Raw genomic sequence first — 12034 nt, 5'->3', positions numbered from 1 at the left:
GACCACTGACCGCTGACCGCTGACAGCTGATTAGCCTTTCAGTCCCTCTAACCAACTGGATAAATCCGACCCATCGGAGAAATCGAACAATGCCTCACTCAATTGATCTAAATCAGCAACAGATAAGTTGTTGATGAGTGATTCTAGAGTAGGCTCAATTGTTCCAACCTGGCGTGTCAACTGACGCATAATTAGCTCCAGTTTTCCTTGCTGTAAGCCTTGCTGTAAGCCTTGCTGTAGACTTTGTTGAACTTTCTCCTCTCCCCAAGGTAATAAATTTCCAGAGCTATCCCACCACCGTAACCAATAGTTGGTGATTTCTGATTTTTGCCCGTACCATACTCCGAGAAACAAACCCATGGATTCAATCCAGTAGCGTCCATTAGCATCGGGTTGTTGGAGGGTATAGCTTCCTGAATTAAGCGATCGCATTTCGACACTTCCCGAGGCTGGGTCAAAAATCACATAAATTGGTACTTGTAGGATTTGCTCGTAAAAGTACCATTTGCCATAGGGGTAACGGGGGTTCATGGAATATTCTCCTTGCTCCTTCTCGGATAAGAATTCCATAACCACTGCTGGTACCTCTCCTTCGGTGTGAGGGGTATAGCTCCGGCGAATCACCCCTGGTAAGACTGGAAACACGGAAGGTACATAAAACCAGTCTGGTGCTTTGACTACTGTTTTACCGTCCACATTGGCACATAGTCCAAAGTTGGAAGCAATCAGCATTGAATTATTGATAAATCCGGCTAATTCCAGAATCTCTCGGAGGATAGCCGCTAATAAGGGATGATAGATATCATCCACTGGGTCATCGGGTAATTGAAATTCATCGGGGAGTTTTTCCCATCGGATAATCGCTTCGGCTTTCGTTTGAGTCATAGCCATATCGGGTGTCTTTATATCCTTAAGGTAACGAAAAACTTAACTTTGTTTTTTTGAAGATAGTTTTGAAGAGACTGCCGATTTTTGATGGTTGAGTTTTGAGTAATAACGACAGCTTTTAAAATTATATTATATTTATAGATTATAATTAATTTTAACTACTAAATTCTTAAAGAATAACTAGTAATGATGCCCAAAAAACTTGAAACTGCTACCTATGTCGAAGCAACGGCGCAACTCATTGATTTAGACCTTAAGCCCGAACACCGTCCTGGTGTTATCAAAAACTTCGCTAAAATTTATGCGCTCGCATCTCTAGTCACAGAATTTAGCTTACCTGATGATATCGCAGCTGCTCCTGTATTTGAACCTTAGGATGCTGATAATTTTTGACTATAAAATTATCTAGTTTATTGGTTGATCAGCGTTACTCAATCATCATAATAGTTGAAATTAGGATGCTAACCGTGAACCAAACTGATGCCATTGGAATTACCACTGCGATTCGAGAAGGTCAAGTCACCGCCAAAACAGTCATTACTAACTGTCTCGAAAAAATAACTGTCCGTAACCAATCCCTTAACTGTTTCACAACGGTTACCACTGACCAAGCCTTATCCGATGCTGAAGACATTGATCATGCTATTGCCACAGGGAACAATCCCGGTCCATTGGCAGGAGTTCCTTTTGCGGTTAAAAACTTATATGATATCGCTGGCTTAATAACATTAGCTGGGTCAAAAATTAATGCTGAAAATTATCCTGCTTCCCGTGATGCTACTGCTGTAGCTAAACTAAAACAAGCGGGTGCTATCCTAGTTGGAGCATTAAATATGGATGAGTATGCCTATGGCTTTGTAACGGAAAATAGCCATTACGGCGCAACTCATAACCCCCATGATCTCACTCGCATTGCTGGTGGTTCCTCTGGCGGCTCGGCAGCAGCAGTGGCAGCGGGATTAGTACCAATCACTCTCGGTTCCGATACCAATGGTTCGATCCGGGTACCAGCAGCTTTGTGTGGTACTTTTGGCTTCAAACCTACCTACGGACGATTGTCTCGCGCAGGAGTTTTCTTGTTTTCTGCTAGCTTAGATCATATCGGTCCGTTTGCTCGTTCTGTACGGGATATTGCTACTACCTTTGATATCCTTCAGGGAGCAGATCCCGCTGATCCAGTTTGTACCAATCGTCTCCCAGAACTCTGTGTTCCCCAGCTTAACGAGGGGATTGACGGGTTACGGATTGGGGTTGCTGATGGGTATTTTGCTCAAGGGGCAGAACCAGAAGTCTTGGATGCTGTCGCTAAAGTCGCTAGTAGCTTGGATGTAACTGCCTCGGTTACTATCCCAGAAGCCAAGCGAGCCAGAGCAGCAGCTTATATTATTACAGCTAATGAAGGGTCAAACCTGCATTTGGACAATTTGCGTAAACGTCCCGATGATTTTGACCCAGCTACACGCGATCGCTTTTTAGCAGGTGCCCTAATTCCAGGGACTTGGTATATTCAAGCCCAACGGTTTCGACAATGGTTTCGCGATCGCGTTCGGGAAGTCTTCCAAGATGTGGATATTATCCTCGCTCCCACTACACCCTGTGTTGCTCCCCTACTGGGTCAAGAAAAAATGGTCATTGCCGGAGAAGAAGTTTTAGTTCGTCCAAACTTAGGATTATTTACTCAACCCTTATCCTTCATTGGCTTACCGGTCTTATCAGTACCAATTCACCGTCCTGGTCAAATGCCCTTAGGGGTACAAATTATTGCTGCACCCTACCATGAAGCAATGATTCTTAGAGTTGCTGCAGTGCTTGAGGAGCAAGGTATCGTTTCAGCACCGATTGTGTCTTAACAAATCGATTATTAAGACAATATTCTGTTAGCGAAATAGTTGTCTCATCACACATTAAAAAAGAAGTATAAAGAGTTAAGTATCAAAAAATTTTATCTAGCAGCATGCTCTCCCAGATTAAAGAGTTAGCCCAAGAAATTGCCCCGCGTCTGATCGAAATCCGCCGTCATCTCCACTCTCACCCAGAATTGAGTGGTCAAGAACACCAAACAGCGGCTTACGTAGCTGGGGTCCTATCCTCCTGTGGTGTTCATGTACAAGAAGGGATTGGCAAAACTGGCCTTATCGGTGAACTGATTGGTGGTACCGATGAGCGATTAGTCGCACTGCGCACTGATATGGACGCTCTACCCATCACCGAACAAACTTGTCTGGATTTTGCCTCACATCAACCGGGAGTCATGCATGCCTGTGGTCATGATGTCCACACCACCGTAGGCTTAGGCACAGCTATGGTTCTATCCCAACTCGGAGAAAGGTTTCCTGGTAATACTCGCTTTCTGTTCCAACCAGCTGAGGAAATTGCTCAAGGTGCAAACTGGATTGTTAAAGATGGGGGAATGAAGGATGTCAGTGCTATCTTTGGTCTTCACGTTTTCCCATCAATTCCAGCAGGCTCTATTGGTATCCGCTATGGGGCATTAACAGCAGCAGCGGATGATTTAGAAATCGTAATTATGGGAGAATCCGGTCATGGAGCTCGCCCTCACCAAGCTATTGACGCGATTTGGATTGCTGCCCAGGTGATTACCACCCTCCAACAAGCTATTAGTCGCACCCAGAACCCATTACACCCGATGGTCTTGACAATTGGACAAATTAGTGGTGGGCGAGCTCCTAATATTATTGCTGACCAAGTGCAGCTAGTAGGAACAGTGCGATCGCTTCATCCCCAAACCTATGCTGGCCTACCCGATTGGATTGAAAAGATTGTGGCCAATGTCTGTAATGCTTATGGCGCTCGCTATCACATCAACTATCAGCGGGGAGTACCATCGGTACAAAATGACCTAGCCTTAACTCAGTTGTTGGAAGCAGCAGCTAAGGAAGCTTGGGGAAGCGATCGCGTTTTAATCATACCGGAAGCCTCTATGGGTGCGGAAGATTTCTCAGTTTATCTACAACATGCTCCTGGCAGCATGTTCCGCCTCGGGGTTGGATTCCAAAATAAAATAAATTACCCACTGCACCATCCTCTGTTTGCAGTGAATGAATCGGCTATTGTTACCGGTGTCGTTACTCTCGCTTATGCCATTTATAAGTACTGGCACCAGGACTGTTAATTAGGGATTGGTGAAAAAGTTTTGGTTACGAGAGGCAAGAGGCAAGAGGCAAGAGGCAAGAGGCAAAAGGTTTAAGGGGGTGGAATTTTCACAAACATCAGTTCAATTAAATGCATTAGTTTTGATAGAGATTCGACTTATTTCTTCCACTTTATGAATCTTGAATAGTCCTCAAAACCTTAATAAATCAAGGGTTACGACTTATTGAATTAGCCATAGTTATCAATTTAATTATACAGTTAATTTTAGCGCTTTGCTACAATTTTAAGTACATATTATGTTTTTTTGTTGCTTGTTGCCTGTTGCTTGTTGCCTGTTGCCTGTTGCCTTTTGTCTTTTGCCTGTTGCCTGTTGCCTGTTGCCTGTTCCCTGTTGCCTGTTCCCTGTTGCCTGTTGCCTGTTCCCTGTTCCCTTTTGCATGCATGCTAAAGCCCTAAGACTGATTTAGCAATATTGAAATAAATCAGCACACCCAAGACATCAACAACTGTTGTAATGAATGGTGCGGACATCAGAGCTGGGTCTAAGCCTAGGTGACGGAACAGAAACGGTAGGGCTGAACCGGCAATTGATGCTAAAAGTGCGATCGCAATCAGACTCACTCCCACCGATAGGGCTACTAAAAAATCTCCTTGTAACCAGTAAGCCCATCCAGTAGCCATCGTACCCAGAATTACTCCTAGTAATAACCCCGCCAGTGCCTCTCGCCAAATTACTTGACCGGGGCCTAAGTCACGAATTTCATCAGTATTCAAGCCGCGAATTACCACCGTAGAAGACTGAGCTCCCACATTACCACCAGTGCCAGTCAGTAAAGGGATAAAAGCTGCTAGGGCAACAACCTGCTGCAAAATAGACTCTTGGGACTTTATGATCGTACCGGTAACCGTATTAGTGAGTAACAAGACAAATAACCAAACTACCCGTCGGCGGGCAACTGTGAATAAATTGGTTTGAAAATAATTATCCCCCTCCGATTGGACACCACCACCGACCGCGTACATATCTTCTGTTGCTTCCTGCTCCAAGATATCAATCACATCATCCACAGTGACAATACCCACTAGACGCTGCTCCCGGTCAACCACTGGTACAGCCAGAAAATCATAGCGTTGGATCATCCGTGCTACCTCTTCCTGGCCCGCATAGGTATAGACATAAACCACATCACGAGTCATAATTTCACCCATGGTGGTCTCGGTCGCAGAAATCACCAAATCCCGCAGGGAAACAATCCCAGTCAAATGTCGAGAGTTATCAGTTATATATAGGTAATATACGACTTCCGAGGTTTTGGCTAAGCTACGAATCTGATCCAATGTCTCGCTAACCGTCAAGTTTTCCTTGAGGGAAATATATTCAGGGGTCATGATTCGCCCTGCTGTTCCCTCCTCATACCCCAACAACAGGGCTGTTGCTCGGCGCTCCTTGGGACTTAACTGTGACTGCAAGCGTCGGACTACCTTAGCTGGTAACTCATCAAACAACTTGGCTCGATCATCTGGCGACATCTTATCTACGATATCCAGTACCTCCTGATGTTTAAACTTCTCAACTAGAGACTGTTGGACACTGGAGTCAAGATTTTCATACACCTCAATGGCCTCAGATTTAGACAATAAGCGGAAGGCAATCACTTGCATTGCTTCTGGTAATCCTTCAATCGCTTCCGCAATGTCTACTGGTTGTACTGGTACCAGCACTTGCTTAGCACCCTGAAGATTACCTTGCTCCAGCAGTATCTGCAGTTGAGAACGCACCAGCTGTCGCAGTTCACTACGCGAGATTGTCTGGAGGGAAATTTGGTTTTCAGTCAATGCAAACCCTCCTCTTGAGTAGGTTTTACTTGTTTGTCAGTGCTGACTCAAGTCTAGATGCTTTTGTACCTGCTCCAAGACTGATTGGTAATTGGTAATTGGTAATTGGTAATTAGTACTTGGTAATTAGTACTTATTAAGTAGTACTTGGTAATTAGTACTTGGTAATTAGTCCGAAATCAATAAATAAATGAAATTATATTAAGAAATGTAAAATACGAACCATCTTTAACTGCTGATTAGGTTTGAGTTAACTTAACCAAAGTTAACACAGTTATCAAAACCTTTGTTTCTTAATTGGTAACTGACGCAACTATCCTTTGGATTCCGATATTTACCAATACCACTACTTGAGGCATCTTAGTCCAATAGTATTTTCAGCGCAATAGTTATTGGATAGTGATCCCATCACCCTAGATTTCCCTGTACGTGATCCAGCCCGAGGGGAATTAATTTGTTAATAAAAATAGTGATATTCTTTCCCTTCTTACCCCTATCTCCCTCTTCTGGTGTTTCACCACTCAAATCCGATTGCTATCGATGGCCTTGTGACTACTCCCACATCAAATCAAAGATTATGATGTGGGCTTCTCAACCTCACGAATGAGACTTGCTGCTCCTGGCCTACGGCCTCCGCTACGCGAACGATATCCTGTACCGATTTACCACAGCCATTAAGCGGCAGTCCAACCGCCAATAATCCACGATTTAAAATGTTGATCCCGCTATTCCAATCACGATCGACTTTGACGTTACAACTAGGACAGCAGTGAACGCGATCACTTAAACTTTTTTCGACTCTAGAACCACAGTTAAAACATTCGATACTTGTGCCGCGTGGATTTACTTCCTGAACTAACAAACCGCGTTTTACCGCTACTGTTTGTAATATTTCCAAAAATGCTCCCCAAGCTGCATCGTTTACTGACTTAGCCAATCTGGTTCTAGCAAGACCTTTTATGTTTAAGTTTTCGTGAGCAATTAGGTCGTACTTGCTACACAACCAATGAGCGACCTGATAATGGAATTCTTTTCGGCATCGGGTCAGATGAAGGTGCATTAAAGCTACTTTGTGTTTAGCTTTCTTCCAGTTTTTAGAACCTTTGACACGACGCGACATCACTTTTTGCGCCTCAGCTAGCTTGCCCTGAGCTTTTCTGTAAAACTGTGGAATAGGTACCGCTTCACCGTCAGATGTAACTAGAAATTTCTCCAAGCCAACATCGATTCCAACAGCAGACTTGATCGAGTCCACTGGTAAAATCTCCGGCACAGTATCATCTTTCATCGAGATACAACAATACCAACCATCAGCCTTTTTGACTACAGTGCATTGCTTAAGGGTAAATCCTACGCCCTTCGGGCAAGCTTCGCTAACAGGTAATGGGCGATGCATCACAACAGGAATTGACCCAATCCGACTCAGTTTTAAAACACCATCAACAAGATGTGCTCCTGCTTTGGGACTGTTAATTCTAGGAAAAACAAACGATCGAAGTTTTCCAGGTTTTTTAAACCTAGGTCTACCTCCACGCTTGCCATTGGCATCAGGTTTTAGCCATTTATCCCAAGCCTTATTGAGACGTTGCAAGTTAACTTGTTGAGTCTCTGCATAAATTTTTTTGTACTCAGGAAATAACCGCTTAGTTTCCTTGAGCGCTGCCTGTTGAGTGTAGTAATTTACCAGTTCTGGAATTTCACCAATTGGCTCATAACTCACGCTACACCTATCAATCGGACAACGGGTTCGACGAAGCCAATCAAGTCGTTGTCCCAAAGCGTAATTCCAATGGCGGCGCAACAATTCGAGCCACCTTTCCATGGTGACAATTTGTTCAGGACTTGGCTTGATCCGGTAGCAGTAAGTGAGTATCATGTTTTTATTGTAGCATTTATCGAATAGGCATGAAAGGCAACTACACAAAAGAAAACAGGTCGGTATATCGTCTTACTGTACACATTGTACTAGTAACCAAATACAGACGACAAGTCATATCAGATCAAATTTTGATTCGGCAGAGCCGACGCTGCGCGAACAGGTTGAAGCAAATCTGTTCTGACACTTGCGTTAAATGGGACTGTAATTTAGTGGAATTCAACGGAGAGAGTGATCACATCCACCTGCTTGTTGACCTTAACCCTAAAGTCGCTCCAGTCAAGTTAATAGCAAATATAAAGACTGTGACCAGTAGATTAATTCGTCAAGAATTTTCTGATTACTTAAAACAGTTTTACGGAGACAAAAAGGTTTTCTGGACAGGTTCTTATTTTGTAGCTTCTTGTGGCGTTGTAACGATCGAGCAATTAAAGAGTTATGTCCAAAACCAGGATTCTCCGTCAGGCAATTCCCCTCCCGCTAACCCTCCGGGTATAACGGGAGACCCCTTGCCTGTTTAGGTTGGCCTTTTGGCCACGCTACGCGAACGGCCACGCTACGCGAACAGCTCACCTAGTTTAATAGTATAATTGTACTATTGACATAGTTTTGGTTATAATGGTATACACAAGCAATTATTATAAATTGCTATCATTACAGGTTATTTAAATTAGATTTGCGAGTCTAACTATGCTTGATTGTCTCAATGCGGCTCGCTACTTCATCGTAAAAGCTTACGATGATGGCATGGAAGCTGAAATGACCAACATGAAGCTTCAAAAGCTTCTGTACTATGCACAAAGTCTACATCTAGCGCTTTACGATCAGCCATTGTTTGATGAAGAAATTCAAGCATGGCGTAGCGGCTCCTGTGTGTCCTCGTGCTTACAGGTTTTACAGTGAGTTTGAAGCTAAGCAATTACCTATCCCAAAAAAAGACTTCCTCTCAACTATCCCTGATGAGAAGATAGAGCTTCTAGAAGAAACTTGGGAATATTTTGGTGGCTATCATGCCTATGGACTTAGTCATATGACCCACTGCGAGTTTCCTTGGCAAAAAGCTCGCAAAGGTTTACGATCTGACGCTAGCTCAACTGAGCCGATTATTCTTGAGGATATGAAAGCATTAGGTAAGCAGAAGCTTGATGAAATAGAACGTCAGCACCCTGCATATGAATCGGTGATATCAGCAGTTTTGGAGGACGCTTTTACTTCTCCATCTTCAAATCTTATTGGTAAAGCAGAAGTGAGTGACTGGCTTAATTCCCTTCTCGATTGACACTGAAAAGTCACAGAAGTTTTATCTTTATTTTAAAAAAACTTGCGAAAGTTCACGGGAATAGTTTTGATGAGCTTGTCAAGCAAGTCCTAAAAAATTTAATAGAGAACCCATATCCTATCAATTCCCGCCAAGAACCTTTACAAAAAAAGAGTAAGTTACCGCAAGGATTGACATTTCATAAGCTTGAGTTTAAGTTTGGCCAAGGCGCTTCTGGACAAATCAGATTGATGTATTTAGTTAATACCACGACATCAGTTATTAAACTTGTTTGGATATACACTCATGAGCAGTTCGAAAAACGCCCTGATGACAAAGATCTTAGGAGTGTAATCCAACAAATTCTAGAGGATTAGCTTTTGCTTTCCCGCAGCGGTTCCAAGGCCCATTCCATTTCCCTAGTTGCTGCTCCTGGGACAGATAATGATCTGTGCCTCTGGATTGACTCCAATTCCAGCAGCTAACAACCAACTGCTAATCAAGTCTAAACTAGAGTAGAGAGAAAGTAGGCGCAGGTGGTTGCGGATTCGCATTTTTCTGCGAGTCTGAGGAAAGTCCGGGCTCCCGAAAGACCAAACTTGCTGGGTAACGCCCAGTGCGGGTGACCGTGAGGATAGTGCCACAGAAACATACCGCCGATGGGAAGGATAAAGGTAGAAGGCTCCAGGATGAATCTATTCTTCCTGCCTTTTTCCTAATTCTTTCACAGGTAAGGGTGCAAAGGTGTGGTAAGAGCGCACCAGCAGCATCGAGAGGTGCTGGCTCGGTAAACCCCGGTTGGGAGCAAGGTCGAGAGGAACTACGGTTGGTCTTTTACCAGTTCCGGATATGGAGAACCGCATGAGGCGTCTGGTAACAGCCGTCCTAGATAGATAACCACCCTCTTTAGTAGCTTTTTCATTGTTGCTAGGGAGAACAGAACCCGGCTTATGTCCGACTTTCTCTCAATTTAGCTATAAGTCGTTAGTCATTAGACTTCTTGCAGACTCTGGTTAGTTACCAAGGACTCTCCGACTCACGACAACAGACACCCATGACCATCAAAGACCCCCGTCGTCAGAAGCAATTAGAGAAGTTAGTTCAAAAGTTAGGACTATCTCAGACAAAAGCTGTGAATTGGTCATTGCTAGATTTAGCACTGACTCACTGTAGTATCTCAGCAGAACACAACTATGAGCAGTTGGAGTTTGTTGGTGATGCTGTAATACGTTTAGCTAGCTCAGAATGGCTATGGGAAAATTATCCCAACTCTTCCGTTGGTGAGTTTGCTGCCATTCGTTCCGTACTGGTAAGCGATCGCATTCTGTCTCAACTCGCTCGCAGCTATGGTCTAGAGCGTTATTTACTGGTTTCCAATAGTGCCGCTGGTAACAAAGCTGGGGAAACATCCCGGTTAGCTGATGCCTTTGAAGCAGTATTGGGAGCATTATATTTAAGTACCCATACCCTAGAATTAGTCCGTCCTTGGCTAGACCCTCACTTACAAAAACTGACTACTGAAATTCGTCAAGACCCCGCCCGCCAAAACTACAAAGATGCTCTTCAGGAATGGACTCAAGCTCACTACAAACTGCTCCCAAAGTATCATCTGACCGAAAACCTGCAAGTGCATGGGGCAAACAACCGCTTCACTGCCCAAGTTTGGCTAAAAAATCGACAATTAGGTGAAGGTACAGGAAGATCGAAAAAAGCTGCGGAACAAGCAGCAGCCAAACAGGCATTTCTGGAATTGAGAGGGCAAAAATGAAAGAAACCGGAGTAGCGATATTGGGAGCAGGTCGCTGGGGGAAACACTTGGTCAGGAATTTCTTGACACACCCTGATGCTTGCTTAGTGGCAGTGGTTGATCCATACCCAGAAACCTTGGCAGCTATTAAAGATAAATATAACCTAGCTCCTGAGGTACGTTTGGCAACAGATTGGGAATCGATACGGGATCTCCCGACAATTGAGGCAGTGGTAATTGCTACTCCAGCAGTTACCCATTACACCCTAATTAAGGATGCTCTACAGCAGGGGAAACACGTCCTAGCAGAAAAACCCTTAACCCTTGATGTCGCTGAGTGTCTAGAATTGTGCCACCTGGCTCAAGAAAAGCAGCGACAGCTCATGGTTGACCATACCTATCTATTTCACCCAGCGGTCAAGCGAGCTCAAGAGGTTGTGAACTCAGGATGCTTAGGAGACTTACGCTATGGATACGCCGCCCGTACTAACTTAGGACCAGTACGTCAAGATGTCGATTCTCTCTGGGATTTAGCCATTCACGACATTGCTATTTTCAACCATTGCTTAGGACAGCTACCTGTTCAAGTCCAAGCTTATGGTAGGGTGTGGCTACAGTTTCAAAAAGAGTTTCAAGTTAGCCAGTTGCCGGTTGAAAAAGAGTTTCAAGTTACCCAGTTGCCGGTTGAAAGTTCTGAAGATAACCAAGGCTGTAGTCAATCACTTACCCCTCAACAACCCGATAACCTTCAACCTCCTAACCTTCAACCTCCTAACCTTCAACCTCCTAACCTTCAACCTCCTAACCTTCAACCTCCTAACCTTCAACCTCCTAACCTTCAACCTGCTAACCTTCAACCTGCTAACCTCCAACCTTCAACCCCTCAAGGATTAGCTGACTTAGTTCAGGTCACACTTACCTATCCCACTGGCTTCCAAGCATTTATTCATCTGTGCTGGCTCAATCCAGATAAACAGCGGCGGCTTGGGATTGTAGGAACACAGGGAACCTTGATTTTTGATGAAATGGTTGCTCAAGCACCCCTAACTATCCAACATGGTTATTTTGAACAGAACGGGGAGTACTTTATCCCTGCTGGTCAACATCGTGAAGTTCTTGATCTCGAATCACATGAACCACTTTATTCAGTATGCGATCGCTTTCTTAACAGTGTCCGCTTGTCCCAACCTTCATCAATATCATCTGGCTGGGTTGGTGCTCAATTGGTAAATATTCTCAGTTGTTTAAGCCAATCCCTTCACCAAGGAGGAGTGCCAGTCACTGTTCCCCAGTTACCAAAATAATTACCTATTCA

The 12034-nt window shown here is 44.1% G+C and carries 12 protein-coding genes, 1 other RNA gene and 1 pseudogene; 11 read left to right on the top strand and 3 right to left on the bottom strand.

From position 1 onward, the window contains the following. Positions 1–30: 30 nt before the first annotated feature. On the bottom strand, positions 31–885 hold the full coding sequence (locus F6K51_RS03110; protein WP_365939898.1) for a DUF4351 domain-containing protein: 855 nt from the start codon (positions 883–885) through the stop codon (positions 31–33). Positions 886–1074: 189 nt separating this feature from the next. Between F6K51_RS03110 and F6K51_RS03105 the strand changes: the two genes are divergently transcribed. The 4 genes from F6K51_RS03105 to F6K51_RS03090 all read left to right on the top strand — a co-directional run bounded on the left by F6K51_RS03105 (position 1075) and on the right by F6K51_RS03090 (position 4469). Continuing rightward, the gene (locus tag F6K51_RS03105) at positions 1075–1263 is read left to right on the top strand and encodes a DUF4089 domain-containing protein (protein WP_293017967.1); all 189 of its coding nucleotides are present in this window, start codon (positions 1075–1077) and stop codon (positions 1261–1263) included. An 83-nt stretch (positions 1264–1346) separates the two neighbouring features. Continuing rightward, complete coding sequence (locus F6K51_RS03100; protein WP_293017966.1) at positions 1347–2738, top strand: AtzE family amidohydrolase; 1392 nt, start codon at positions 1347–1349, stop codon at positions 2736–2738. Between the two features lie 104 nt (positions 2739–2842). Then, positions 2843–4021 (top strand): M20 family metallopeptidase, encoded by a 1179-nt coding sequence (locus F6K51_RS03095; RefSeq protein WP_293017965.1) that lies wholly within the window; start codon positions 2843–2845, stop codon positions 4019–4021. A gap of 277 nt (positions 4022–4298) precedes the next feature. Continuing rightward, entirely contained in the window at positions 4299–4469 is a 171-nt protein-coding gene (locus tag F6K51_RS03090) for a hypothetical protein (protein ID WP_293017964.1), read from the top strand. On the opposite strand, the gene mgtE is transcribed toward F6K51_RS03090, so the two are convergent. Both mgtE and F6K51_RS03080 read right to left on the bottom strand, forming a co-directional pair. Next, positions 4447–5838, bottom strand: coding sequence for a magnesium transporter (mgtE, locus tag F6K51_RS03085; RefSeq protein WP_293017962.1), 1392 nt, complete (start codon positions 5836–5838; stop codon positions 4447–4449). The two genes, F6K51_RS03090 and mgtE, sit on opposite strands and share 23 nt — an antisense overlap. A gap of 568 nt (positions 5839–6406) precedes the next feature. Continuing rightward, positions 6407–7714, bottom strand: a complete 1308-nt coding sequence (locus F6K51_RS03080; protein WP_293017961.1) for a transposase — start codon at positions 7712–7714, stop codon at positions 6407–6409. On the opposite strand from F6K51_RS03080, the pseudogene tnpA reads away from it, so the two are divergent. The 7 genes and pseudogenes from tnpA to F6K51_RS03045 all read left to right on the top strand — a co-directional run bounded on the left by tnpA (position 7628) and on the right by F6K51_RS03045 (position 12023). Beyond that, a pseudogene (gene tnpA / locus F6K51_RS03075) lies at positions 7628–8235 on the top strand (IS200/IS605 family transposase). The gene F6K51_RS03080 and the pseudogene tnpA overlap by 87 nt on opposite strands. Before the next feature lie 169 nt (positions 8236–8404). Continuing rightward, the gene (locus tag F6K51_RS38285) at positions 8405–8617 is read left to right on the top strand and encodes a type II toxin-antitoxin system antitoxin SocA domain-containing protein (RefSeq protein WP_365939897.1); all 213 of its coding nucleotides are present in this window, start codon (positions 8405–8407) and stop codon (positions 8615–8617) included. Next, entirely contained in the window at positions 8553–8993 is a 441-nt protein-coding gene (locus F6K51_RS03065; RefSeq protein WP_293017960.1) for a hypothetical protein, read from the top strand. Before F6K51_RS38285 ends, F6K51_RS03065 begins: the two co-directional genes overlap by 65 nt. Then, positions 8990–9349, top strand: a complete 360-nt coding sequence (locus F6K51_RS03060; protein WP_293017959.1) for a hypothetical protein — start codon at positions 8990–8992, stop codon at positions 9347–9349. Before F6K51_RS03065 ends, F6K51_RS03060 begins: the two co-directional genes overlap by 4 nt. Before the next feature lie 145 nt (positions 9350–9494). Continuing rightward, positions 9495–9939, top strand: an RNA gene (gene rnpB / locus F6K51_RS03055) — RNase P RNA component class A. 87 nt (positions 9940–10026) lie between these two features. Continuing rightward, the gene (rnc, locus tag F6K51_RS03050; protein ID WP_075903932.1) at positions 10027–10740 is read left to right on the top strand and encodes a ribonuclease III; all 714 of its coding nucleotides are present in this window, start codon (positions 10027–10029) and stop codon (positions 10738–10740) included. Beyond that, positions 10737–12023 carry a Gfo/Idh/MocA family oxidoreductase gene (locus F6K51_RS03045; protein ID WP_293017956.1) on the top strand — a complete coding sequence of 429 codons (1287 nt, stop codon included), beginning with the start codon at positions 10737–10739 and terminating at the stop codon, positions 12021–12023. The genes rnc and F6K51_RS03045 overlap by 4 nt, the downstream gene beginning before the upstream one ends. Positions 12024–12034 lie beyond the last annotated feature (11 nt).

The sequence above is a fragment of the Moorena sp. SIO3I8 genome, assembly GCF_010692325.1.
Lineage (GTDB): Bacteria > Cyanobacteriota > Cyanobacteriia > Cyanobacteriales > Coleofasciculaceae > Moorena.
This window is presented reverse-complemented; position numbering and strand designations above follow the sequence as displayed.